20 protein-coding genes are annotated in these 24,143 nt (G+C 72.6%); 7 read left to right on the top strand and 13 right to left on the bottom strand.

The annotated features are described in order from the left end of the window. Positions 1 to 288 precede the first annotated feature (288 nt). Complete coding sequence (locus ACK2IS_RS10060; protein ID WP_409483197.1) at positions 289 to 2,031, bottom strand: ABC transporter substrate-binding protein; 1,743 nt, start codon at positions 2,029 to 2,031, stop codon at positions 289 to 291. A gap of 146 nt (positions 2,032 to 2,177) precedes the next feature. Further along, positions 2,178 to 3,545 (bottom strand): replication-associated recombination protein A, encoded by a 1,368-nt coding sequence (locus tag ACK2IS_RS10065; RefSeq protein WP_409485662.1) that lies wholly within the window; start codon positions 3,543 to 3,545, stop codon positions 2,178 to 2,180. A 376-nt stretch (positions 3,546 to 3,921) separates the two neighbouring features. On the opposite strand from ACK2IS_RS10065, the gene ACK2IS_RS10070 reads away from it, so the two are divergent. The 6 genes from ACK2IS_RS10070 (at position 3,922) to ACK2IS_RS10095 (ending at position 10,993) form a co-directional block, all read left to right on the top strand. Then, a complete protein-coding gene (locus ACK2IS_RS10070) occupies positions 3,922 to 5,574 on the top strand; it encodes an ABC transporter substrate-binding protein (protein ID WP_409483198.1) in 1,653 nt (550 codons plus the stop codon). A gap of 334 nt (positions 5,575 to 5,908) precedes the next feature. Continuing rightward, entirely contained in the window at positions 5,909 to 6,835 is a 927-nt protein-coding gene (locus tag ACK2IS_RS10075; RefSeq protein WP_409483199.1) for an ABC transporter permease, read from the top strand. Then, the gene (locus ACK2IS_RS10080) at positions 6,828 to 7,766 is read left to right on the top strand and encodes an ABC transporter permease (protein ID WP_409483200.1); all 939 of its coding nucleotides are present in this window, start codon (positions 6,828 to 6,830) and stop codon (positions 7,764 to 7,766) included. The genes ACK2IS_RS10075 and ACK2IS_RS10080 overlap by 8 nt, the downstream gene beginning before the upstream one ends. Positions 7,767 to 7,780: 14 nt before the next feature. Further along, on the top strand, positions 7,781 to 8,824 hold the full coding sequence (locus tag ACK2IS_RS10085; protein WP_409483201.1) for an ABC transporter ATP-binding protein: 1,044 nt from the start codon (positions 7,781 to 7,783) through the stop codon (positions 8,822 to 8,824). Next, a complete protein-coding gene (locus ACK2IS_RS10090) occupies positions 8,817 to 10,067 on the top strand; it encodes an ABC transporter ATP-binding protein (protein ID WP_409483202.1) in 1,251 nt (416 codons plus the stop codon). Before ACK2IS_RS10085 ends, ACK2IS_RS10090 begins: the two co-directional genes overlap by 8 nt. 176 nt (positions 10,068 to 10,243) lie before the next feature. Continuing rightward, positions 10,244 to 10,993, top strand: coding sequence for a GNAT family N-acetyltransferase (locus ACK2IS_RS10095; protein ID WP_409483203.1), 750 nt, complete (start codon positions 10,244 to 10,246; stop codon positions 10,991 to 10,993). A gap of 65 nt (positions 10,994 to 11,058) precedes the next feature. Here the strand turns inward: ACK2IS_RS10095 and ACK2IS_RS10100 are convergent, their stop codons facing one another. Further along, positions 11,059 to 11,664, bottom strand: coding sequence for an HAD-IA family hydrolase (locus tag ACK2IS_RS10100; RefSeq protein WP_409483204.1), 606 nt, complete (start codon positions 11,662 to 11,664; stop codon positions 11,059 to 11,061). Positions 11,665 to 11,751: 87 nt separating this feature from the next. Next, positions 11,752 to 13,584: an aspartate--tRNA ligase gene (aspS, locus tag ACK2IS_RS10105; RefSeq protein ID WP_409483205.1), complete on the bottom strand. Its 1,833-nt coding sequence runs from the start codon at positions 13,582 to 13,584 to the stop codon at positions 11,752 to 11,754. Positions 13,585 to 13,681: 97 nt separating this feature from the next. On the opposite strand from aspS, the gene ACK2IS_RS10110 reads away from it, so the two are divergent. Then, positions 13,682 to 14,332 (top strand): cation transporter, encoded by a 651-nt coding sequence (locus tag ACK2IS_RS10110; RefSeq protein WP_409483206.1) that lies wholly within the window; start codon positions 13,682 to 13,684, stop codon positions 14,330 to 14,332. A gap of 31 nt (positions 14,333 to 14,363) precedes the next feature. On the opposite strand, the gene ACK2IS_RS10115 is transcribed toward ACK2IS_RS10110, so the two are convergent. The 9 genes from ACK2IS_RS10115 to steA form a co-directional block, all read right to left on the bottom strand. Next, positions 14,364 to 15,089, bottom strand: a complete 726-nt coding sequence (locus tag ACK2IS_RS10115; RefSeq protein ID WP_409483207.1) for a metal-dependent hydrolase — start codon at positions 15,087 to 15,089, stop codon at positions 14,364 to 14,366. A 148-nt stretch (positions 15,090 to 15,237) separates the two neighbouring features. After that, positions 15,238 to 15,633: a YchJ family protein gene (locus ACK2IS_RS10120; protein ID WP_409483208.1), complete on the bottom strand. Its 396-nt coding sequence runs from the start codon at positions 15,631 to 15,633 to the stop codon at positions 15,238 to 15,240. Beyond that, the gene (locus tag ACK2IS_RS10125) at positions 15,630 to 16,298 is read right to left on the bottom strand and encodes an NUDIX domain-containing protein (RefSeq protein WP_409483209.1); all 669 of its coding nucleotides are present in this window, start codon (positions 16,296 to 16,298) and stop codon (positions 15,630 to 15,632) included. The genes ACK2IS_RS10120 and ACK2IS_RS10125 overlap by 4 nt, the downstream gene beginning before the upstream one ends. Before the next feature lie 6 nt (positions 16,299 to 16,304). Continuing rightward, a complete protein-coding gene (locus ACK2IS_RS10130; protein ID WP_409483210.1) occupies positions 16,305 to 17,975 on the bottom strand; it encodes a CTP synthase in 1,671 nt (556 codons plus the stop codon). Positions 17,976 to 18,180: 205 nt separating this feature from the next. Beyond that, positions 18,181 to 19,290, bottom strand: coding sequence for a glycosyltransferase family 4 protein (locus ACK2IS_RS10135; protein ID WP_409483211.1), 1,110 nt, complete (start codon positions 19,288 to 19,290; stop codon positions 18,181 to 18,183). 26 nt (positions 19,291 to 19,316) lie between these two features. Next, positions 19,317 to 20,984: a murein biosynthesis integral membrane protein MurJ gene (murJ, locus tag ACK2IS_RS10140; protein WP_409483212.1), complete on the bottom strand. Its 1,668-nt coding sequence runs from the start codon at positions 20,982 to 20,984 to the stop codon at positions 19,317 to 19,319. Further along, positions 20,966 to 21,793: a hypothetical protein gene (locus ACK2IS_RS10145; RefSeq protein ID WP_409483213.1), complete on the bottom strand. Its 828-nt coding sequence runs from the start codon at positions 21,791 to 21,793 to the stop codon at positions 20,966 to 20,968. The genes murJ and ACK2IS_RS10145 overlap by 19 nt, the downstream gene beginning before the upstream one ends. 83 nt (positions 21,794 to 21,876) lie before the next feature. Then, positions 21,877 to 22,851, bottom strand: coding sequence for a copper transporter (locus tag ACK2IS_RS10150; RefSeq protein WP_409483214.1), 975 nt, complete (start codon positions 22,849 to 22,851; stop codon positions 21,877 to 21,879). Then, the gene (steA, locus tag ACK2IS_RS10155) at positions 22,848 to 24,029 is read right to left on the bottom strand and encodes a putative cytokinetic ring protein SteA (protein ID WP_409483215.1); all 1,182 of its coding nucleotides are present in this window, start codon (positions 24,027 to 24,029) and stop codon (positions 22,848 to 22,850) included. The genes ACK2IS_RS10150 and steA overlap by 4 nt, the downstream gene beginning before the upstream one ends. Positions 24,030 to 24,143 lie beyond the last annotated feature (114 nt).

Below are 24,143 nucleotides of genomic sequence, written 5' to 3' on the forward strand. Positions count from 1 at the left end.
GCCCTCGACGGTGAGGGCGGTGGTCGGTCGCCGCGTCCGTGGATCACATGGCTTGCCGCGGACGGTCCGGCGTGAGCAGCAGCCTACGCATCCCGCGCCGCGGCGCCGAGCGGCGGGGTGCCCCTGCGCCTGACCGGCTGCAGATCGTGACCTGGCCGAGACAAAACGGTTGCCGTCCGTGGCTGTTCATCACCGTATGCCGACGAAACGCCCGTCCCACGGCCTGCCGCGCCGTAGGACGGGCTGACGCTGCGTGGCGGCCGCGGGCGCGGTCCGGCACCGGGCGGGTCAGTTGCGCAGGTAGATCGAGGAGAAGTCCGGCATCCCGAGGTTGGGGTCGTCCACCACGCCACCGACATCCTTGCTGGACAGGAAGATCGCTCGGTCCACGCCTCCCGGGAGGACGGGGAGGTAGGTGGTGAGCAGGTCCTTGTCCAGCGCCGCCCACTCCGACGCCTGGGCGGCGAGCGGCTTCGCCGCGATGGCCTTCATGCGGGCGTCCAGGTCGGGGTCGGCCAGACCGCCGGCGTTCATGCTGTCCCGCCCTGCGGTGGAGCTGAACAGCGGCAGGTAGATCGCGTCACCGCTCGGCCAGTCGTAGCACCAGCCCGACGGCCCCTGGAGCATGTTCACGGGGGCGTCCAGGTTGCTGGCCATCTCGCGCAGCCGGTCCCTGGGCACACCGTGCGGGCGCACCGTGAAGCCCGCCGCTCGCAGCCCTGCGGCCCGCGCCTCGGAGACCGCACGGGAGGTGGGCATGTCCGTCGCGAAGTACCACGAGAGCTCGAAGCCGACCTTCCCGGCCTGCTCCAGGAGCTTGCGCGCGGCAGCCGGGTCGCCGCGCCCGGACACCGGCAGGTCCGGGATGTCGTGCACGACCGCGCCCGGCAGCTGCGGGGGTGCGATCGACCGCAACGTCTGCACGGTCACCTGGTTGATGCCGGCAGCCTCGCGCACCTGGTCCCACGGATAGGCGCGGGCGATGGCCTTGCGCACCGACAACGGGATCTGCCGGGTGTCCATGGTCACGAGAGAGACGCAGGGCGAGTCGCCGGCGACCAGCTGCCCCTTGGCGGCCGTGGCCTTGAGGACCAGCGTCGAGTCGACGGGGTCGTAGCTCAGCAGCCCGCGGGCGTTGGGGTCGTCCAGGATGGGGCCCTGGGTGTCCTTGGGCTCCCCGCCCCACTCGAAGGTGAACGAGTCCAGCAGGTCTCGTCGGGCGGCGTCCGTCTCCGGCTTCCACTGGGAGTTGCGCACCAGCGTGAGCTTGTTGTCCTTGTAGGTGTCGAACTTGTACGGCCCCGTGGCCAGGGGGTGCAGTCCGTACTTCTCGCGGGTGTCCTTGGCCGCCGGGATCGGCGAGGTCACGGTGAAGGTCCCGAAGTAGGGCAGCGAGGACCACGGTGCGGAGAGATGGAACACCACGTCCTTGTCGCCCTTGGCCTCCACGCCCGGGAAGGACGTCCCGCCCTGGTACGGGCCCTTGTACGACGAGCCGCCCTTGAGGTGGTCGATCTGGTAGGTCGGACCGCCCGGCAGCTCCTGCTGGGCGAACGAGCGTTGGACGGCATACACCACGTCGGCCGCCTTGACCGGGGTCCCGTCCTCGTAGGCGAGTCCGTCCTTGAGGGTGAAGGTCCAGGTCAGACCGTCGGCGGAGACCCGCCCGAGGTCGGTCGCCAGGTCGGGGACCAGGACCGGCTTGCCGTCCCGGATGGCGAAGGTGGTGAGGGTACGGTTGGTGAGCTTGAGGATGGCCTGGGAGTCCACGTAGTACTGACGCGTGGGATCGAGCGTCTCGGGCACCCCCTGGCTGCGGACGGTCAGGTGACCCCCGCGACGGGCGCCCTCGATCGGGGCGGCCGGGCCCGTGGCCTGCGGGTCCAGCTGGGAGGCGCTGGTCTGGGACGAGGTGGGGGCGCCGCTCTCCCCGGAGGACGGCGCGGTCAGGGGCGACGAGCAGGCGACGACGGTCGCCAGGCCTGCGAGCGCGAGGGCAGCGCGGCCGGGACGGCGCAGGGGGACTCGCATGACGAACTCCTGGGAGGACGGGGGGCCATCGGTGAGGGCTCGATGGTGCTGTCACCCTAGTAGCACGCTTCGTGACGGTCACGAACGATGCATGAACGGATCTTCGCATGCATCCATTTGGAGACACGGCCGGGCTACAGAGTCACTCAGTGACGTGAGTGGAGGACCTTGCGCAACCATTCCCAGCGAGGAGCCAGCCGTTCCTCGAAACCGCGGCGCGTGGGGTGGTAGTAGTCGGCGGCCCCGTCGAGGTCGTCCGGGAGGTACTGCTGCGGCGCCACCCCGTCCGGCTGGTCGTGCGCGTAGACATATCCCGCCCCGTGACCGAGGCGGGCCGCCCCGGCATACCCGCTCCCGCGCAGCGCGGCCGGCACCGCACCTCCGCGCCCGGCCCGGACGTCGGCGATCGCGGCGTCGACAGCCAGGTAGGTGGCGTTCGACTTCGGCGCGAGGGCGACGTGGACCACGGCCTGGGCCAGTGTGATCCGCGCCTCCGGCAGGCCGATCTGGGCAACGGCGTGCATCGCCGCCACCGCGGTCTGCAGGGCGGTGGGGTCCGCCATGCCGACCTCCTCGGAGGCCGCGATCACGATGCGCCGGGCGATGAACCTCGGGTCCTCCCCCGCCTCCAGCATCCGGGCGAGGTAGTGCAGGGACGCGTCGACGTCGCTCCCTCGCATCGACTTGATCAGCGCGGACGCGACGTCGTGGTGCTGGTCGCCGGTCTTGTCGTAGCGCACCAGGGCCCGCTCGACCGCCCGCTCCACGTGGGCCGCGGTGATCAGGACCGGGCCCTCGTGGACGGCGCCGGCCGGCTGGTCGCCCAGCGCCACTCCCGCGGCGCCCTCCAGCGCGGTCAGGGCTCGCCGGGCGTCGCCCCCGCTGGTCCGTGCCAGGTGCTGGCGTGCGTCCTCGGTCAGCGCGAACTCCCCATCCAGACCGCGCTCCTCGACCAGCGCGGACTCCAGGACCTCGCCGACCTCCGCGTCCGACAGGGCGGTCAAGGTCACCAGCACCGATCGGGACAGCAGCGGGGCGACGACGGAGAAGGAGGGATTCTCGGTGGTGGCCGCGACCAGGACGACCAGGCGGTTCTCCACCGCCGGGAGCAGCGCGTCCTGCTGGGCCTTGGTGAAGCGGTGGATCTCGTCGAGGAAGAGCACGGTGGTCCGGTCGTAGAGATCGCGCTCGCGCACCGCCTCCTCCACCACGCGCCGGACGTCCTTGACGCCCGCCGTGATCGCCGACAGCTCGACGAACCGGCGACCGGCCGCGGTGGCGACCAGGTGCGCGAGGGTCGTCTTGCCGGTGCCCGGCGGGCCCCACAGGATCGCGGACAGGGGTCCGACCGTGCCGGAGTGCCCCTCGATCAGGCGCCGCAGCGGGCTGCCCGGCCGCAGCGCGGCGCCCTGGCCCCGGACCTCCGCGAGGGAGCGCGGTCGCATCCGCACGGCGAGCGGCGCGAGCGTCGCGGGGTATGCCGGGGAGCGCGCCCCAGGAGCACCGTCGCCCATGACGGTCGGGGCGGACCCGGGGCCGGTCGCCGGAGCGCGGTCACCCGCCTCCCGCGCCGCGCGGGCGCCGCTGAACAGGTCGGGCTCGTCCACCGCGCCATCCTCCCAGACCTGCAGGTCGCCGCGACTCACCACCGGCGCCGAACCTGGGAGAAGTGGTGCATGTGTATCGAGACGTCACGCATGGTCACGAAACGATATCGACACCGTTCCTGATCTGGACCTGAGCACTTCCGGCCCTAGAGTGACGCCCAAGGTCTCGGCCGGTCCCGGGGGCAACGTCGCTCCCGCCGACCGAGATCCGCCTTGGCCGCCATCCGCCAGGGCCAGAGCACGGCCCGTCCCATCACCGGGCCCATCGAGGAGGTCAACCACCATGCGAGCCACCACTCGCCTCACCCTCACCGCGACCCTGTCCGCGACCGCCGTCCTCCTGACGGCGTGCGGCGGTGGCTCCAGCGAGTCCACCACCTCGTCGGCCGGCGGCAGCAGCGCCGCGGCGGGCTCCGGCGCCAAGGGCGGCCAGATCACGGTCCGCGGCTGCAACCCGGAGAACCCGCTCGTCCCCGGCGCCACCACGGAGACCTGCGGCGGCGACGTCATCGACGCCACCACCTCCCGGCTCGTGCACTACAACGTCGACACGGCCAAGCCGGAGAACGACATCGCCGAGTCCATCGAGACCAAGGACAACAAGGTCTTCACGGTCAAGCTGAAGAAGGGCTACAAGTTCTCCGACGGCACCGAGGTCAAGGCCAAGAACTTCGTCGACGCCTGGAACTACACCGCGCTGTCGACCAACGCGCAGGGCGCCGCCTACTTCATGGAGCCGATCGCGGGCTACGCCGACCTGCAGGCCGAGAAGGGCGCGACCCCCAAGGCCAAGACCATGTCGGGCCTGAAGGTCGTGGACGACTACACCTTCACGATCACCACCACCGACCCGATCTCCAACCTCCCCGAGCGCCTCGGCTACTCGGCCTTCGCCCCGCTGCCGGACGCGTTCTTCAAGGACCCCAAGGCCTTCGGCGACAAGCCGATCGGCGCCGGTCCGTTCATGGTCGACAGCTGGACCAAGAACCAGTCGATCGTCCTGAAGAAGAACCCCAGCTACCAGGGTTCGCGCAAGCCCGGCGTGGACCAGATCACCTTCAAGATCTACCAGGACTCGACCGCGGCCTACAACGACGTGGTGGCCGGCAACCTGGACGTCACGGACGAGGTCCCCACCTCGGCCCTGACCGGCGACAAGTACAAGCAGGACCTCCCGGACCGCAACGCGCAGAAGGAGTACGGCGGCTTCTCCTCCGTGACCTTCGCCTCCCCCAAGGCCGACCCCTCGGTCCAGAACCCGAAGGTCCGCCAGGCCATCTCCATGGCCATCGACCGGCAGGCCATCATCGACTCGCAGTTCAACGGCTCGCGTACCGTCGCCACCGGCTGGGTGTCCCCGACCGTCAACGGCTACAAGGCCGGTGCCTGCGGCGAGTACTGCACCTTCGACGCCGCCAAGGCCAAGGCCAAGCTCGCCGAGGCCGGCGGCTTCAAGGGCAAGCTGACCTTGTCCTACAACGCCGACGCCTCGCACAAGGACTGGACCGAGGCGACCTGCCAGTCCATCAAGGACGCCCTGCAGATCGACTGCGTCGCCACTCCGGTCGTCGACTTCAAGACCTTCCGGACCCAGGTCAAGAGCCGCGAGATGAAGGGCATGTTCCGCACCGGCTGGCAGATGGACTACCCGTCGATCGAGAACTTCCTCAGCCCGATCTTCGCCACCGGTGCGTCCTCCAACGACGGCGACTACACCAACCCGGCGTTCGACGCCAAGCTCAAGGAGGCCGCGGCGGCCACCGACCCGGCCAAGGCCAACGAGCTGTACCAGCAGGCCGAGGGCATGCTCAAGGAGGCCATGCCGTCGATCCCGCTGTGGTACCCGAAGGCGACCGTCGGCTGGTCCGACAAGGTCACCAACGTCAAGATCACGGCTTTCGGCAAGCCGGACTACGCGGGCGTCACCCTCAAGTGATCCTCGGCGCCTCGGCGCTGACGTGAGCACCAGACCGTGGGTGCCCGGCTCCTGGGAGCCGGGCACCCACGCCTGTCCCGCGGCCGATGCGTAGGTATGCCAGATTCGGCATACCCCGCTGGTGGGCGTCCTTCCCGGAGGCGCTAGCCTCGGGGCAGCTCAGCTCTCCCATCGGTCCCGTCCGGGACCAGACCCAGCCATCCCGTGCACCGGCGCCCCTGGGGCCAGGCGGCAGCATCCCCTCTCGCCCCGCAGGACGTCGCGGCACGACCGGAGCCCCGCGCTCCGGGCCGTCTGCGGCCCAGCCGCAGGCACGACCACCTGAGGAGGTGTCGTGACCAAATACATCATTCGCCGGATCCTGCAGATGATCCCGGTGATCATCGGAGCGACGTTCCTGATCTTCGCCATGGTGTTCGCCCTCCCGGGCGACCCCACCGCCGGCAAGTGCGGCGAACGCCCCTGCTCCCCCGCCTACATCGAGAAGTTCCGCGCGGAGCACAACCTCGACGACCCGCTCGTCGTCCAGTACGGCAAGTACATGGGCAAGCTCGCCCAGGGCGACCTCGGCACGAACTTCTACAACATCCCCGTGGCCAAGGACCTGTCCACGCGATACGTGGTGACCGCCAAGCTCGCCGGCATCGCCATCGTCTTCGAGATCCTCATCGGTCTGACCGCCGGTGTCCTCGCAGGCATCCGCAAGGGGAGGTTCATCGACCAGCTGGTCATGGTGTCCACCCTCGTGGCGATCTCGATCCCGAGCTTCGTCATCGGCTCGACCCTGCAGTACTTCCTGGGCGTCAAGCTGAAGTGGTTCCCCGTCACGGCGGCCAACGACCCGACGCTGTACGACCTGATCCTGCCGGGCTTCGTGCTCGGGTCGCTGTCGATCGCCTACGTCGCCCGCCTGATGCGCACCAACCTCGTCGAGAACCTCCGCGCCGACTACGTGCGGACGGCCATCGCCAAGGGTCTGACCCGGCAGCGGGCCATCGGCCTGCACGCGATGCGCAACTCGATGATCCCGGTCGTCACCTTCCTGGGCGCCGACTTCGGCGGCCTCCTCGGCGGCGCCATCATCACCGAGCGCATCTTCAACATCCGAGGGGTCGGTGGCTACATCTTCACGGGCATCCACAACCGCGACGGCATCGCCGTGGTCTCCGCCGTGACGATGCTGGTCCTGGTCTTCCTCGTCGTCAACCTGCTCATCGACCTGCTCTACGGTCTGCTCGACCCAAGGATCAGCCATGACTGACGCCAACACCGCCACCGTCGCCGCCGCCGAGGTGGCGCCAGGCCCCCAGCAGGGGTCCGACGGCGAGGCCCGCTCGCTGTGGTCCGACGCCTGGCGCATGCTCCGGCGCAGCCCGGTCTTCTGGATCTCGCTGGTGCTCATCCTCGTGTTTCTGCTCATGGCGATCCTGCCGCAGCTGTTCACCCAGCTCGACCCCCAGTCGGGCTCGCTGCGCCAGGTCCGCAAGCCGCCGAGCGGGGAGCACTGGTTCGGGACCGACAAGCAGGGCCGGGACATCTACGCCCGCACGATCTACGGCGCCCGCGCCTCGATCATCGTGGGCGTGCTGACCACCATCGCCACCACCCTCGTGGGGGCGACCTTCGGCATCCTCGCCGGCTACCTCGGCGGCTGGCTCGACGCCGTCCTCATGCGCGTCACCGACGTGTTCTTCGCCATCCCGATGCTGCTCGGAGGCATCCTGTTCATGGCCTCCTTCCCGTCGGACGCCAACAGCGGCTACTGGACCGTCGTCGGCAAGGTCGTCCTCGTGATGACCGTCTTCGGCTGGCCGAGCATCGCCCGGCTCATGCGGTCGGCGGTGCTGCAGGTGAAGTCCCTGGAGTACGTGCAGGCGGCCCGGGCCCTGGGTGCCCGTCCCGGCCGGATCATCCTGGGGCACATCCTCCCCAACGCCGTCGCACCGGTCATCGTCGTCGCCACGATCAACCTGGGCGCCTACATCGCCACCGAGGCGGCGCTGTCCTTCCTCGGCATCGGGCTCGTGTCGCCCACCATCTCGTGGGGCGTCGCGATCTCCGACGCCCTCGACATGGTCCGGACGGCACCCCACCTCCTGCTCTTCCCCAGCCTGTTCCTGAGCCTCGCGGTCCTGGCCTTCATCCTCCTGGGTGACGCCATCCGTGACGCCCTGGACCCCAAGACGCGATGAGGGGCTGACCTTCCATGACCACCACCTCCCACCGGCGCCCGGCGCCCGCCGAGGGCACCTCCGCCTACCAGCCCCTCGACGGGCGACTCCTCGACGTCGAGGACCTCCACGTCGAGTTCCACACCCCGGACGGCGTCGCCAAGGCCATCAACGGCGTGAACTTCACGCTGGACCAGGGCGAGACCCTCGCCATCCTCGGCGAGTCCGGCTCCGGCAAGTCCGTCACCGCCCAGGCCATCATGGGCATCCTGGACATGCCCCCCGCCAAGATCCCCCAGGGCTCGGTCCGCTACTGCGGGCAGGAGCTGCTGACGATGCCGGAGGACCAGCGCCGGCACGTCCGCGGCCCCGAGATCTCGATGATCTTCCAGGACGCGCTGAGCTCGCTGAACCCCGTGTTCCCCGTGGGCTGGCAGATCGCCGAGATGTTCCGGCAGCACCGGGGCATGAACCGGTCCGACGCGATCGCCAACGCCGTCCGGCTGATGGAGCGGGTGCAGATCCCGGCCGCCAAGGAGCGGGTGAAGTCCTTCCCGCACCAGTTCTCGGGCGGTATGCGCCAGCGCATCATGATCGCCATGGCCATCGCGCTGGACCCGGCGGTGCTGATCGCCGACGAGCCGACCACGGCCCTGGACGTGACCGTGCAGGCGCAGATCATGCACCTGCTCGAGGAGCTGCAGGAGGAGCGCCAGATGGGGCTCATCCTGATCACGCACGACCTCGGTGTCGTGGCCGACGTGGCCGACCGCATCGCGGTGATGTATGCCGGGCGGATCGTCGAGCAGGCGGACGTCTACGAGCTCTACGGCAAGCCCGCCCACCCGTACACCAAGGGACTGCTGGACTCGATCCCGCGCCTGGACCAGAAGGGCGAGACCCTCTCCGCCATCGGCGGTCTGCCGCCCAACCTGATGCGCATCCCCTCCGGCTGCGCTTTCAACCCCCGTTGCCGCTACGCGCAGGACATCTGCCGCCAGGAGCGCCCTCCGCTGCTCGAGGTCGCCCCCGGTCGGCTGTCCGCCTGCCACTTCTCCCAGGAGGTCCTCCATGGCTGAGCCGATCCTCGTCGCCAAGGACCTGGTCAAGCACTACCCCATCCGCGGGGGCCTGCTGCGGACGACCACCGGTCACGTCAAGGCCGTCGACGGAGTCTCCTTCGAGCTGCTCAAGGGCGAGACCCTGGGCATCGTGGGTGAGTCCGGGTGCGGCAAGTCCACCCTGGGCCGGCTCATCATGCGGCTCGAGGAGCCCACCTCCGGCACGCTCGACTTCGACGGCGTCGACGTCTACAAGCAGTCCGGCTCGGCGATGCGCAAGCTGCGTCGCGACATCCAGATCGTGTTCCAGGACCCGTACACCTCGTTGAACCCGCGCAAGACGGTCGGCGACATCGTCGGGGAGCCCTTCGAGATCCACCCCGACGTGGTGCCCAAGGGCGGCCGGCGCAAGGCGGTCCAGGACCTCCTCGACCTGGTGGGGCTCAACCCGGAGCACATCAACCGCTATCCCCACCAGTTCTCCGGAGGGCAGCGGCAGCGGATCGGGATCGCGCGCGGCATCGCGCTCAACCCCAAGGTGCTGATCTGCGACGAGCCGGTCTCGGCCCTGGACGTCTCCGTCCAGGCCCAGGTCGTCAACCTCATGGAGAAGCTCCAGAACGAGCTGGGTCTGTCCTACATCTTCATCGCCCACGACCTGTCGGTCGTGCGTCACATCTCCGACCGGGTCGGCGTGATGTACCTCGGCAAGATGGTCGAGCTGGGGACGGAGGACGAGATCTACGAGCGGACCACGCACCCCTACACGCAGGCGCTGATGTCTGCCGTGCCGGTGCCGGACCCGACGCTGCGCGGCAAGCGGGAGCAGATCGTCCTGCAGGGCGACGTCCCGTCCCCCGCCAACCCGCCGGCGGGGTGCCGGTTCCACACCCGGTGCTGGAAGGCCCAGGAGATCTGCAAGACCGAGTCCCCGGACTTCGTCACCCGGCCCGACGGCTCCGACGGCCACCGCAGCGCCTGCCACTTCCCCGAGGTGCTCGTGGCCACCGGCGCCGAGGTGGCCTCCGAGCTGCCGGGAGGCAGCCCTCTCGTCACCGACGGCGCCACGCGCACCGTGGAGCACCACTCGCGTGTCGGCGACCTGATCCACAAGGTGGCCGAGAAGGTCGGGCTGGGCGACGAGCAGGACGACCCGGACCACCAGGCCGCCCGCTCCTTCCGCCCGGACCGCGGCGAGCCGTCGGACGTGCGCGAGGCCCGGGCCATCGCCGACAATGCCAACAAGCAGCAGGGCTGGTGACCCCACCCCTGCTCGACGCCTGACCGTGAGGGTCCGGACCGCCACGCGCGGCCGGGCCCTCACGTCCGTCGGGGACCGCTGCGTGAGTTCACGGCCGCGCCACGTGATGCAGCCGCCACGGACCCTCAGACCTCCTTCGAGCCCACCCGCCGCCAGCACCAGTCAGGAGCCCAGCAGTGCGCCCTCTCTCCTCCAGGAACGAGCTTCTCGCCGTCGTCGGGCCGGGCGACGTCTTCGCCCGGTTCGCCGTGCCGGAGCAGCCGCACCGAGCCTGGGCGCAGGGCCGCGCGGTGGGCTACCTGCGCGAGAGCCACTCGGGCAAGGCCAATCTCACGGCCTGGGGCCCGGCGCCGGACCTCGCCGACCTGCTCGACGGCCTCGCGGACGCCGGGGAGCTCTCCCCCGCCCTGGACCACGTCACCGTCCCCCGGGAGCACGCCGCCCTGCTGACCGGGAGGCACCTCACGACCGGCGGTGACGGGTGGGACTGGTTCGCGACAGACGTCATACCGCCCCGGACGAGCGCCGAGGACCGCCTGGTGGAGCTGGACGACCAGGCCGACGCCGCCGAGCTCACCGCCCTCGCGGACCGGGAGAACCCGCTGTCCGAGGGCTACCCCGGCACCGGGCGCAGCGAGCGCTGGGTCGGGGTGCGCGACGAGGGTCGGATCGTGGCGTGCGCGGCCCTGCACCGGCTGTCCAGCGGCACCGCGCACCTGTCCGGGATCATCGTCGCGGCCACCCACCGCGGCCAGGGGCTGGGCCGGGCCATGACGGCCGCGCTGACCCGTGACGTCCTCGCGCACGAGCCCGTCTCCACGCTCGGCATGTATGCCGGCAACGACGTCGCCCGCGCGTTGTACACCTCGCTCGGCTACGTCGCGGACAAGCGGTGGCACAGCTGCGCGCTGCTGCCCTCGGGGTGACCGCAGTCACGGGGCTCGGCGGCCGGGTGGCCCCGTCGGACCCGGCCACCCCCAGGTCTTGGGGGTCAGAGGAGGCCGTGCCACCGGAGCACCCGCTCCAGCCCGGCCACCCCCTCGGCATACGGCTTGTGCGCCGCCCGCAGCCCGGCCGCCCGCGCCCCGGCGACGTTGACCGCGGTGTCGTCCACGAAGAGCACCCGGTCCCGAGCCACCCGCAGGTCGCGGACGATGTGGTCGAAGTAGTCCCAGCTCGGCTTGGTCACGCCGAGCTCGAAGGAGTAGTACCCGCCGTCCACGTGGTCGTCGTACAACCGCCGCTCGCGCATCACGGCCGCCCGCATGGCCTGCTGGTTGGTGGCGAGGTAGACCCGCACGCCCCGGGACCGCACCTGGCGCACCAGCTCGAGGGCACGCGGCTCGGCGGTGATGTCCGACCAGGGGGTGAAGAACTCCTCCGGCGTCACCGCGCAGCCGTGCTCGCGCAGCAGCTGCTCGACGGCCTCCGGGAAGCCGTCGTGCCGCTCACCCCGCAGGAACGGCGCCTCCACCTCCTGGAGCGCGTCCAGACCAGGCCAGGCCGGGTCGCCGAGCACCTGCTCGGCCCACGCCGGCGGGAGGTACTGCAGCACCCCGTCGGCGTCCAGCAGCAGGACCTGGAGGGGACTCGTCATGGCAGCTCCTGGACAGGCAGAGGTATGCCGGGCGGGCGGCTCGGACGCACCGGCGGCCGGGCCCGGTCGGACCCGGCCGCCGGGAGGTCACGACGTCGTCGGGGCGACGGCGCTGGTGTCCAGGGTGGCCGGCTCGCCCTGAGGCGCGGCGGGCCTGGCGTCGATGCCCGCCTCCTTGCGCTGCTCGGGCGTGATCGGGGCGGGCGCCTCGGTCAGCGGGTCGTAGCCGCCGCCGGACTTGGGGAAGGCGATGACGTCGCGGATCGAGTCGTAGCCACCGAGGAGCATGACGATCCGGTCCCAGCCGAAGGCGATGCCCCCGTGCGGCGGGGCGCCGAAGGCGAAGGCGTCGAGCAGGAAGCCGAACTTCTCCTGCGCCTCCTCCTGGGACAGGCCCATGACCTGGAACACGCGCTCCTGGACGTCGCGACGGTGGATACGGATCGAGCCGCCGCCGATCTCGTTGCCGTTGCACACCATGTCGTAGGCATAGGCGAGCGCCGGCCCCGGGTCGGTGTCGAAGGTGTCCAGGAATTCCCGCTTGGGTGAGGTGAAGGCGTGGTGCACGGCGGTCCAGGCGCCGCCGCCGACCGCCACGTCACCCGCGGCCTGCGCGTCGGCGGTGGGCTCGAACAGCGGCGCGTCGTTGACCCACAGGAAGGACCAGGCGGACTCGTCGATCAGGTCGCAGCGCCTGCCGATCTCCAGCCGCGCGGCCCCGAGCAGGGCGCGTGCGGCCTTGGTGGCGCCGGCGGCGAAGAAGATGCAGTCGCCAGGCTTGGCGCCCACGTGGTCGGCGAGGCCGGCCTTCTCGGCGTCGGTGAGGTTCTTGGCGACCGGGCCGCCCAGCTCGCCGCCGTCCTGCACCAGGACATAGGCCAGGCCCTTGGCGCCGCGCTGCTTGGCCCACTCCTGCCAGGCGTCCAGCTGCTTGCGCGGCTGCGAGGCGCCGCCGGGCATGACGACGGCCCCGACGTACTCCGCCTGGAAGACGCGGAAGGTGGTGTCCGTGAAGAACTCCGTGCACTCCACCAGCTCGTTGCCGAAGCGCATGTCGGGCTTGTCGGAGCCGAAGCGCCGCATCGCCTCGGCATACGTGAGCCGCGGGAAGGGGGTGGGCAGGTCGACGCCGATCAGCGCCCAGATCTCCTTGGCCAGCGCCTCACCGAGCTCGAGGACGTCGTCCTCCTCGACGAAGCTCATCTCGATGTCGAGCTGGGTGAACTCAGGCTGGCGGTCGGCGCGGAAGTCCTCGTCGCGGTAGCAGCGGGCGATCTGGTAGTAGCGCTCCATGCCGGAGACCATGAGCAGCTGCTTGAACAGCTGCGGCGACTGGGGCAGGGCGTACCACGAGCCAGGGGCGAGGCGCGCGGGCACGAGGAAGTCGCGGGCGCCCTCGGGCGTGGAGCGGGTCAGGGTCGGGGTCTCGATCTCGACGAAGTCGCGCTCGCCGAGGACCTTGCGGGCGGCGGCGCTGACCTGGGAGCGCAGCCGCAGGGCCGCGCCGGCGCTCTTGCCCGGGCGCCGCAGGTCGAGGTAGCGGTGCTTGAGGCGGGCCTCCTCGCCGACGGTCACGCGCTCGTCGATCTGGAAGGGCAGCGGGGCGCTCGGGTTGAGCACCTCGATCTCGCTCGCCACGACCTCGATCTGGCCGGTGGGCAGGTCGGTGTTGGCGTTGCCCTCGGGGCGCTCGCGGACCTCGCCGACGATCTTGACGACGTACTCGTTGCGCAGCTCGTGCGCGTCACCGGCCGCGAGGACCTCGTCGCGGACCACGACCTGGGCGACGCCGCTCGCGTCGCGCAGATCCAGGAAGGCCACCCCGCCGTGATCGCGCCGACGGGCGACCCAGCCCGTGAGCGTGACGGTCTGTCCGGCGTGGGAGGCACGCAGCGTGCCTGCCTCGTGGGTACGAAGCACGATGGATCCTGTTCTCTTGGGTGACGCGGGCGCCGGTCGTGGCGCACCGGACCATCCTACGGACTCCCTGCTGTCCCCCTGCACGACAATTCCGGGTATGCCGACCGTGCCCTGCCCCAGCCCGCCCTCCCCCGCGCCGCCCACCGCCTCGGCCCTGCGCCGGGTGGTGCTCCTCGTCGCCGGCCTCAACCTCGCCTACGTCGTCGTGGAGGCCGCCGTGGCCGTCGCGATCGGTTCGGTCTCGCTGCTCGCGGACTCGGTGGACTTCCTGGAGGACGCCGGCGTCAACCTGCTGATCGCGCTGGCCCTCGGGTGGTCGCTGCGGGCCCGCTCGGTCGCCGGCAAGGTCATGGCGGCGATCATCTGCGTCCCCGCGCTCGCCGCCGGCTGGGAGGCCGTCGACAAGGTCCGCCACCCGGCGGCGCCGGACGTGCCCGCGCTGGTCCTGACCGCCGGCGGCGCGTTGCTGGTCAACGCGGTGTGCACCGTGATCCTGGCCCGCTACCGCGCCCACGGCGGGTCGCTGACCGCCGCCGCCTGGCTGGCCGCGCGCAACGACGTGATCGTCAACGCGGCGATCGTCGTCATGGGCGCGGTCACGGCGTGGACCCGATCGGGCTGGCCGGACCTGGCTCTGGGCGTCCTGGTCATCGCGCTGAACCTCACGGCCGCCCACGAGGTCTGGGAGGTCGCCGAGGACGAGCGGGTGGCCGCCAAGGCGCTGGCGGGCGAGGCCGTCGGCGACTGATCCCCTGCCGCCCGGACGACCCGAGCGGCGCTCAGGCCACGGGCAGGGACCGGCCCAGGTGCGCGAGCGCGTCCCACAGCCCGCCCCAGGAACGGATCCCGCTGACCTGATAGGCCGCCAGCACCACCAGGACGGACAGCACCGGGGCGACCACCCGGCGCTCCACGGGGCTGTTGGTGACGAAGAGCTCCAGGTGGACGCGCTGCTTGCGCCACAGCCAGACGACCGGGACGGGCACCCCCTCCTCGGTGAGCACGTCACCGAGCGCGTGCGCCACGATCCCGACCGCGGCCGCAGCCGGCAGCCAGTCGACGACGGCGCCGTGCCCGTCACGCACCAGGAGCCACGCGCCGCCCCACGACACGGCGGCGGTCATCACCTCGCCGACGCGCCAGAGCCGCTTGGCGATGCACGCCCGGACCGCCAGGCCGATGCACACGGCGATCGCGGCGATCTGGGACAGCGGGTGCCGGGCGGCGAGGGTCAGCAGCGCCGCGCAGGCGATCGGGCACAGGACCACGTCATGGGTGCCCCAGCGGTGCCCGCCGGAGAGCACGTTGATGCCGCGGGCGATCATCCGGCTGGGCCAGCCCCACATCCGGGAGACGTGCGACCCGTCCTTGTCCCAGTCGGGGAACAGCCCCATCCCCGTGCAGCACAGCACCCATGCCACCTGGGAGGTGATGCTGGGCAGCTGCACGGCCGGCAGCGCCAGGATCCCCAGCCCGGTGGCCAGGGTGGCGTGGTTGTAACCCATCACGACGCACCGCTCCTCGTCCGCCGACGACCGGCGGTCTGCTCCCCGCGTGACCCGGCGTCACGCCGCAGCCGATCCTGCCAGATCCGAACACCTTTGCGGTGCACGGGTGCTCACCGGTGGTCGGCGGGCACGGCGCGGGGCCGGGTCAGTCGGGAAAGTCGCCGTCGACGTAGACCCACCGCCCGAGCACCTGCCGGAAGCGGCTCACCTCGTGCAGCTCCTGCCGGCGCCCACCCACGGACGAGCTCGCGACATACTCCACCACGTCGCCGGAGGCGCGGATCACCCGCAGCCCCGACCACTCCCGGCCGTCCAGACGCAGCTCGCCGGGTCGGGTGAGCGGGTCCCAGGTCTGCAGCAGGTAGTCCGCATCACCGACCACGAAGGCCGAGTAGCGCGAGCGCATGAGCTGCTCCGGCGACGCGGCGGCCCGGCGTCCCAGGTGCAGCGGACGGCAGCAGTCGGTGTATGCCGAGCCGCTGCCGCACGGGCACTCCCCCGGCGCCGGCGGCCGGGCGGTCCCGAAGGCCGTCCCGCTCACCGGTGGGCCGGGTGCTCGGGCCAGGGGCTGTCCGCCGGACGCAGGGCCGCCCAGCCACCGGCCCGCGCCGCATGGGCCGCGAGGATCCCCAGGCAGGCCGAGGGATGGTGCAGCCGGCCGGTGAGCACCGCCTGCTGGGCCTCGTCGAGGCCGAGCCAGGCCACGGGCATGCCGAGCTCCTCGTCCTCGCGCTCGTGCCGCTCCTCCTCGGGGACGGGCGACAGGTCACGCGCCAGGAAGATCCGGATCGCCTCGTCGTTGCCGCCCGGCGTGGTCCAGAAGTCCACGAGGACGTCCCAGCGGGCGGCCCGCAGGTCGGCCTCCTCGTGCAGCTCGCGCGCCGCGGCCGCGGCCGGGTCCTCGCCCGCCACGTCGAGCAGGCCCGCGGGGATCTCCCAGTCGAGGGCGCCGACCGGGTGGCGGTACTGCTGGATCAGGCACACCCGCTCGTCGGCGTCGAGCGCCAGGATCGCGACCGCGCCCGGGTGGCGCAGGAACTCGCGCACCACCCGACCGGCCTCGCCGAGGTCGACCTCCTCGGCGACCAGGTCGAAGACCTTGCCCTCGTGGAGGGTCCGGGTGGCGAGCACCGGGCGGGGCTCGATGCGGTCGCGCAGGTCCTCGCCCCGGGCGACCGGCGTGCCCCGGAAGTCGTGGTCCGACATACCGGCTCAGGCCTTGCGCGCGGGCTTGGCGGCGGTGGAGGTCACCCCGCGCCGCTGCAGCGCCGCCTCGACCAGCCCGGCGAAGAGCGGGTGCGCCCGGTGCGGGCGGGACGTGAACTCCGGGTGCGCCTGCGTCGCGACATAGTAGGGGTGCACCTCGCGGGGCAGCTCGACGTGCTCCACGAGGGTCCCGTCCGGGGAGGTCCCGGAGAAGACGAGCCCGGCCTTCTCCAGCTGCTCACGGTAGGCGTTGTTGACCTCGTAGCGGTGACGGTGGCGCTCGCTGACCTTGACCGAGCCGTAGGTCTGGGCGACGACGGAGTCCTTGACCAGCTTGGCGGGGTAGGCACCGAGCCGCATGGTCCCGCCCAGGTCGCCCGCCCCCTCGACGAAGGCCTTCTGCTCGGCCATGGTCGCGATCACCGGGGCCGGGGTGCCAGGGTCGAACTCCGAGGACGACGCGCCCTCGATCCCGGCCACGTCCCGGGCGTACTCGATCACCAGGCACTGCAGGCCCAGGCAGATGCCCAGGGTCGGGACCTTCTGCTCGCGGGCCCAGCGCAGGGCGACGAGCTTGCCCTCGATGCCGCGCACGCCGAAGCCGCCGGGCACCAGCACGGCGTCCACGCCGCGCAGCGCCGCCTCGGCACCGTCGGGGGTCTGGCAGGTGTCCGAGGCCACCCACCGGATCCGGACCTTGGCGTCGTGGTGGAAGCCGCCGGCGCGCATCGCCTCGGTGACGGACAGGTAGGCGTCGGGCAGGTCGATGTACTTGCCCACCAGGGCGATCTCGACCTCGTGAGCCGGGCTGTGCACCCGCTGCAGGAGCTGGTCCCAGTCGCGCCAGTTGACGTCCTTGAACTTCAGCCCCAGTCGGCGGATGACGTAGGCGTCGAGCTGCTCGCGGTGGATGACCTTGGGGATGTCGTAGATCGACGGGGCGTCCACGCAGGCGCACACGCCCTCGCGGTCCACGTCGCACATCATCGAGATCTTGTTCTTGATCCCCTCGGGCAGCTCGCGGTCGGCCCGCAGCACCAGCCCGTCGGGCTGGATGCCGGCCTGGCGCAGCGCGGCCACGGAGTGCTGGGTGGGCTTGGTCTTGAGCTCCCCGCTGGGCGCGAGGTAGGGCACCAGCGAGACGTGGAGGAAGAAGCTGTTGTCCCGGCCGATCTCGTGGCGGATCTGCCGGGCCGCCTCCAGGAAGGGCAGCGACTCGATGTCCCCGACGGTGCCACCGATCTCGGTGATGATGACGTCGGGCGCGTCCTTGCCGAGCGTCGCCGGCTCGCGCATCCGGTCCTTGAGCTCGTTGGTGATGTGCGGGATGACCTGGACGGTGTCGCCGAGGTACTCCCCGCGCCGCTCCTTGGCCAGGACGTTGTTGTAGACCTGCCCGGTCGTGACGTTGGCGCGGCCGACGAGGTTGACGTCCAGGAAGCGCTCGTAGTGGCCGATGTCCAGATCGGTCTCGGCCCCGTCCTCGGTGACGAAGACCTCGCCGTGCTGGAAGGGGTTCATCGTGCCGGGGTCGACGTTGATGTAGGGGTCGAGCTTCTGCATCGTCACGCGCAGTCCTCGTGCGCGGAGCAGGTGTCCGAGGCTGGAGGCCGTAAGGCCCTTGCCGAGCGAAGAGGCAACGCCTCCGGTCACGAAGATGTGCTTGGTGTCCACCACGGAGTTCGATCCTACGTCATGGCGTCGTGACCTCGGTTTTCTCGGCGGTATGCCGCGCCCTGCGGGCGGTTCCCGGACCGCCGCGGCCGGGCGTCACGGCCACCCGCGGACGGCTGGCCCGAGCAGGCCGACGGGGCCTGAGAGACCGACGGGACCAGGCACGTCGACGGGACCGGGACCCGTCATACCGCCGCGGGCCGGGCCGTCACACCTGGGCGCGGTCGCGGTTGCGCACGTCCTCCAGGCACAGGGCGTACTGCCCCAGCGCGGCGTCGACGGCGTCGTCCACCGTGGGCAGGGCCGCGGCGCGCGCCCGGGCCCGAGCCCGCAGGTCGTCGGCGAGCGCCGGGTCGTCCAGGACGCGGCGCACCTCGCGGGCGAGGGCGTCGTCGTCGCCGACGGGCACCAGGATGCCGCCGGAGCCGACGACGGCCGCGGTGCCGCCCGCGTCGGTGGCCACGATGGCGGCGCCGGCCTCCAGTGCCTCCTGCAGCGCGAGGGGCTGACCCTCCCACTGGGCGCTGGAGACGACCACGTCGGCGGCCGCCAGGAGGTCGGGCACGTCCCGTCGGTCGCCGAGGAGCTGGACGGGCAGGGAGCGCTCGGCGATGTCGGTCTCCAGGTCGTGGCGCAGCGGTCCGTCACCCGCGATCATCCAGCGGACGTCGGGGTCGTCCTTGAGGCGGGCCGCGGCGTCGAGGAGGACGGGCAGGTCCTTCTGCCGGGTCAGCCGGGCGACGCACACGGCCAGCCGGGTCTGGTCGGCGACCCCCAGGCGCGCGCGCACCGAGCGGCGGTCGGCGACCTGGTCGGGGAACGGCGGGGCCGGGATGACCGCGTGCTCGACCCGGCGGGCCCCCAGCTGACGCTGGCGCTCCTCCAGGTCGCGGCTGACCGTGAGCACCAGGTCGGCCTTGCTCGCCACCAGCCGGTCCAGGGTGTTGTAGACCCCACCCAGCCAGGAGCTGTCGGGGGTGGCGTTGTGCAAGGTGACGATCAGGGGCGCCTGGTGGCCGACCCGGGACAGGGAGCACAGGGCGCCGGCGCGCAGCCCGTGCGCGTGCACGACCTCGGCACCCTCGATCAGGGTCCGCAGGGTCGCGTGGGCGCGCATGTCGTTGGCCGGGTGGGGGCGGTCGGAGATGGGCAGGTGCACGACGCGGGCGCCGGTCCCTGAGTAGTCGAAGTGCTCGTCCGCGCTCTGCGGGCAGGCCACCAGGACCTCGTGGTCGCGGGCGACGAGGCCCTGCACGAGACCGTGGACGTGACGGCCCATGCCGCCGGAGCTGGTGCCCATGACGAGGAGGATGCGCATGGCGTCATCCCATCACGGGCCGAGGGTCAGCCGCGCGCCCGACTCAGCCGGCGGACGAGGGTCCGGGCGGACTCCCGGTCCACCACCCGGACCACCGGGGCCCAGATGACCGACGCCGCTGCGGCACAGGCGAACCCGGTCGCGACCGCGGCCCAGGCGCCGATCGGGGCAGGGAGCACGGTGCCCAGCGCCCGTCCGGCCAGGCCCCCCAAGGTCACGGCCGGGAGGGCGCCCGCCAGCGCGCGACCGACGCCGCGCACGCCGGCCGCTCCCCAGGTGGCGCGGACGGCGGCGAGCAGGCCCAGGGCGGCCACCGTCATCCCCACCGAGCTGCCGACCCCGAGCGCGACGAGCACCGACGCCGCCCCCACCCCTGGCCTGGTCACGAGCAGCGGTATGACGAGGGCGAGCGTCCACCCCGCCGCGGTCCAGCCCGCCGCCGTCCGCGCCCGCCCCCGGACGTACGTCGCCCGCGTGAGCAGCGCCAGCAGCCCGAGGCCCACGAGCCCGGGCGCGAAGGACGTCAGGCCCGGGCCGATGGTGGCGGCCAGGTCGATGGCGTGATCGGCCGGGTGGGCGGCGCGCGCCTGGTGGCGGCTCGCGTCGAGCGTGGCGAAGAACCGCCCGACGGTCGGACCCGTGCCCACGAGGACCGCCGCCCCGAGCGACCCGGCAGCGACGACGACCCGCAGCGCCCCGGACAGGCGGGCGGCCACGGCGGGGTCCGCCTCGCCCGGTGCCCCCGGTGCGTGCGGGGCGCCCGACAGCGCCGGGAAGACCGCCGTGGCCACGGGCACCGCGAGCACGGCATGAGGCAGGACGTAGACCGCCTGGAGGTACTGGTAGGCGTTCAGCGCGCCGACGCCGCCGCGGTGCTGGGCCAGCCACACGGTGCCGAGGACCGCGGCCTGCTGCGCGAGCAGCGCGACGAGCCCGGCGCCCGCGAGCGCCCGGGCCCGGGCCGCCTCCCCGGCCGGGAGCCGCAGCGTGGGCCGCAGCCGCACCCCGTCACGCACCAGCGGGACGAGCAGCGGCAGGCTCAGGGCGACGACCCCGAGCGTGGTCCCACCGGCCAGGGCGACGAGGGCGCCGGGTGCAGGTGACGGCTCGGACGGTCGCGTCAGCGCGCCGTACGTGAGGTAGGCGGCGATCACGACCAGGCTGGACAGCAGCGGGGCGAGGGCCGGCCAGGTGAAGCGGCGACGGGCCTGCAGCGCCCCGGCCGCGACGACGCCGATGCCGTAGAGCGGGATCTGCGGCGCGAACCACCACAGCATCCGGGTCACCAGCTCGCGCTGCCCCGCGCACCCGCCGGGCCCGGTGAGCGCTCCCGCGACCGGGTCGGCCAGCAGCGCGAGGAGGACGCCCGCGGGGACGAGCACGACGAGGGCCCAGGTCAGCAGCGCCGAGACGACCTGGTCGGCTGACGTGTCGTCCTCGCGGGCCAGGTGACCGGCGACGAGCGGGACCGCCACGGCGGCCAGGGCTCCGCCGGCGGCGACCTCGTAGAGCACGTTGGGGACGGTGTTGGCCGTCGCGTAGGCGCTGCCTACGCACCCGGCCCCCACCTCGTGGGAGAACGCCAGCCACCGACCGAGGCCGACGACCCGGCTCAGGAGGGTCAGGACGGCGACGACGGCCCCGGCGGCCGCGAGGCTGCGGGCGGCCCGGCCCGTCACCTGCTGCGGCCCCACCGGTCCGCCGCGTCCAGCCAGGGGGTCCGGGCGATGACCGCGGTGAAGCTCACCCGCTCGCTCGCCAGGATCAGCCCTGCGAGCACCGCGAGCGTCGTCGCGCGGGCGAGGTGGCCCCGTCCCGCCACGGCGGCGAGCCCGGCGAGGGCTCCCGCGGCGTTGGCGCCGGTGTCCCCGAGCATCGTCCGCCCCGCGAGGTCCTCGGGGAGCAGCGCGCAGCAGGCACCGGCCGTGACCGCGGCGAGGCCGCGGGCCTGGGCGCCCCCGCATGCGGCGAGGGGGGTGGTGAGCAGGACGACCTTCAGCGCGCGGCCGGGACGCAGGTCGAACAGGTTGGCCAGGTCGGCGGCGGCCGCGACCACCGCGCCGCCGAGGAGCGTGCCCGTCCCCGGACCGTGGTCCTCGGCGGCGTCGAGGACCGTGACGGCGGCGAGGCCGGTGGCGGCGAGGCCGACGATCTTGAGGACGCCGGTGGTCACCTGCCCCTGTCGCAGTGCGCCGAGGTGGCCCCGCAGTCCCTTGACCGTCGTGGTCCCGACGTGGTCGTCCAGCGCGCCCACCGCGGCCGCGCCCGCGACCGCGAGGGCCCCGGCCGTCCCGCCGCGTCCCCCGGCGATGAGCAGCCCGCCGAGCGCCCCGAGCGCCCAGGCCGGGCCCTCGAGCAGGCTCACGGTCCGGCCGGCGTGGTTGGTGCGGTCCCAGATCTCCCGGCCGCCGGGCTGGGCGGCGCGCAGCCCAGCCAGCGCAGCCCGGGCGCACCCCGCAGCGATCAGGACGGATGCCGGGGAGGGTGCGGCGCGGGTGGTCATCGGACGGATCTCCTTCGAGGGTTGCTGCGGGTGCGGCGGTGGCCTTGCGGACGGGTCAGGGGCTGCGGGCAGCGGCCTGGTGGTCAGCGGGTCAGCTCGGGCACGACGGCCTCGGCGTCCGGTCCGGTCCCGTACCGCCCGGCGTCGCCGGTGAGCTGGCCCTGGAGCCCGACGACGGTGGCGACCTGACCCATGGCGAGGTCGGCGTCGTCGACGGTCGTGACGGCGGCCGCCACGGCCCGGTTGTTGCGGACCGCGCTGATCACGGCGGCGGCGCTGGTGCTGTCCGGGTCCTCCGCAGGGCGGCTCGGGGAGACGAGCGTCGCCCCCTCCCCCACCAGGTCGAGGGCCTGGACCAGGCCGGCGTAGGCCTGGGCCTGCGGGTCGGTGGGCTGGGTCCCGGCACGGGTCATGGGCGCCGCGACCGCGACCACGAGGGTGGCGGGATCGGCGGCGGTCCCCCGCAGGCTGAGCAGGCCCTTGGAGCGCAGCACCGAGAGCGCGTTCTGCGCGGCCGGCGCGGCCGGGCCCTGCCGGTTCCAGCCGTCCTTGGCGGGGCTCGTGAGCAGCGCCCGGCCGAGCACCGTCCCGGGCAGCTGCTCGGCGGGGACGGCGTCGACCTTGAGCCCGAGGGTGGGCGCGAGGTCCGAGACCGTCGCGGCCAGGTCGCCGGAGGTCTCGGGGTGGGTCCACTGCTCGTCGAGCCGCACCACCGCGGGGACGGTGGCCCCGGCGTCGACGAGAGCGGACTGGACGGCACCGACGGTGGGCTCGTCCGCCCCGGCGGCGACGACGACGTCGACGCGACGGCCGGACAGCCGGTCCTTGAGGACCTCCGACCGGGTGGCCGTGGCATAGGCCTGGCCGGCCGCGACGTTCTTGCGGCTCTGGGTCAGCTGGTCGTTGAGCACCACCTTGTCCTGACGCAGCTTGGTCAGCTCGGCGGTGAGGGTGGCCCCGATGTCCTCCTTGAGGGGGCCGGCGCCCAGGACGATCCCGACGGCCAGCGCCATGAAGATGGCGATGATCGAGACCAGGTGATAGCGGAAGTCGATCATGTCAGCAGCCTCCCGAGCCACGAGACGACGTCGTCCCACCGTGCCCACACGGCCTGGAGCATGGCCTGGCCACCCGGTGTCGCGGCGAGCGCCGCGGTCAGGGCGAGGAGGCCGGCGAGGACGAGGAAGACGAGCGATGCCGCGGAGATCCGCGACCGGTAGAGCCGGGACACGCCCTTGGCGTCGACGAGCTTGCTGCCGACGCGCAGCCGGGTGAGGAAGGTGCTCGCCATGCCGGCTCGCCCCTTGTCCAGGAACTCCACGAGCGTGGCGTGCGTGCCGACCGCGACGATGAGCTCGGCGCCGGCGTCGTCGGCCAGGAGCATGGCGATGTCCTCGCTGGTCCCGGTGGCCGGGAAGACGACCGGCTCCACCCCGAGGGAGCGCACCCGCTCCAGGCCGGGGGCGCGGCCGTCGCGATAGGCATGGACCACGACCTCGGCGCCGCAGCGCAGGGCCTCGTCGCTGACCGAGTCCATGTCGCCCACGATCAGGTCGGGCCGTCGGCCGATCTCGCGCAGCGCGTCGGCCCCGCCGTCCACCCCGATGAGAACCGGCTTGTACTCGCGGATGTAGTGCTGCAGCGTCCGCAGGTCCTCCTTGTAGTGGTAGCCGCGGACCACGACCAGGACGTGCCGGCCCTTGATGGGGGTGTGGATGTCGGGGATGCCGACCCCGTCGAGCAGGAGTGCCCGCTCCTTCTTGAGGTACTCCATGGTGTTGGCCGCGAAGGCCTCCAGCTGGTGGGACAGCCCGATCCGGGCGCGGGTCTGGTCGGCCTCGATGGTGTGCGCGGTCTGCACGGTGCCGGACGCGACCTGACGGCCGTCGACGACGACGGCGCCGCCCACGATCTCGGCCCGGGTCCCCTCGGCCAGAGCCATCACCTCCGGGCCCAGGTCGTCGACGTGCAGGATGCCCGCGTCGTGGAGGATCTGCGGGCCGAGGTTGGGATAGCGGCCGGTGGTCGAGCGCGCGGCGTTGAGCACGGCGGCGGGCTGGCAGGCGACCAGTGCCTCGGCGCTGACCCGGTCGATGTCGGCGTGGTCGATGACCGCCAGGTCGCCGGGGCGCAGCCGCTTGGTGAGGTCCTTGGTGCGCCGGTCCACCCGGACCGGACGACCCACCGCCGGGGAGTCGTCGTGGGCGGCGCGGCCTCGGGCCTGGTAGGAGGACATCGGCACCCATCGTGCCACGTCGGACCAGGGTGTCCGCCCGACCACGCCGCGGTGCCCGCCCGACAGCCCCCGCCGTCCCGGGCTCGCGGGACCGGCTCCCGCTGCGTCCTGCAG

This window comes from Arsenicicoccus dermatophilus, assembly GCF_046267915.1.
In the GTDB taxonomy this organism is placed as follows: domain Bacteria; phylum Actinomycetota; class Actinomycetes; order Actinomycetales; family Dermatophilaceae; genus Arsenicicoccus; species Arsenicicoccus dermatophilus_A.

Coding starts and splice junctions, on each gene's coding strand:
- ACK2IS_RS10150 (WP_409483214.1), bottom strand. CDS start 22,851: ATGATCGACTTCCGCTATCACCTGGTCTCGATCATCGCCATCTTCATG.
- ACK2IS_RS10100 (WP_409483204.1), bottom strand. CDS start 11,664: ATGACGAGTCCCCTCCAGGTCCTGCTGCTGGACGCCGACGGGGTGCTG.
- ACK2IS_RS10145 (WP_409483213.1), bottom strand. CDS start 21,793: ATGACCACCCGCGCCGCACCCTCCCCGGCATCCGTCCTGATCGCTGCG.
- ACK2IS_RS10090 (WP_409483202.1), top strand. CDS start 8,817: ATGGCTGAGCCGATCCTCGTCGCCAAGGACCTGGTCAAGCACTACCCC.
- ACK2IS_RS10070 (WP_409483198.1), top strand. CDS start 3,922: ATGCGAGCCACCACTCGCCTCACCCTCACCGCGACCCTGTCCGCGACC.
- ACK2IS_RS10085 (WP_409483201.1), top strand. CDS start 7,781: ATGACCACCACCTCCCACCGGCGCCCGGCGCCCGCCGAGGGCACCTCC.
- ACK2IS_RS10060 (WP_409483197.1), bottom strand. CDS start 2,031: ATGCGAGTCCCCCTGCGCCGTCCCGGCCGCGCTGCCCTCGCGCTCGCA.
- ACK2IS_RS10110 (WP_409483206.1), top strand. CDS start 13,682: ATGCCGACCGTGCCCTGCCCCAGCCCGCCCTCCCCCGCGCCGCCCACC.
- ACK2IS_RS10065 (WP_409485662.1), bottom strand. CDS start 3,545: ATGGGCGACGGTGCTCCTGGGGCGCGCTCCCCGGCATACCCCGCGACG.
- ACK2IS_RS10125 (WP_409483209.1), bottom strand. CDS start 16,298: ATGTCGGACCACGACTTCCGGGGCACGCCGGTCGCCCGGGGCGAGGAC.
- ACK2IS_RS10135 (WP_409483211.1), bottom strand. CDS start 19,290: ATGCGCATCCTCCTCGTCATGGGCACCAGCTCCGGCGGCATGGGCCGT.
- steA (WP_409483215.1), bottom strand. CDS start 24,029: ATGTCCTCCTACCAGGCCCGAGGCCGCGCCGCCCACGACGACTCCCCG.
- ACK2IS_RS10080 (WP_409483200.1), top strand. CDS start 6,828: ATGACTGACGCCAACACCGCCACCGTCGCCGCCGCCGAGGTGGCGCCA.
- ACK2IS_RS10115 (WP_409483207.1), bottom strand. CDS start 15,089: ATGGGTTACAACCACGCCACCCTGGCCACCGGGCTGGGGATCCTGGCG.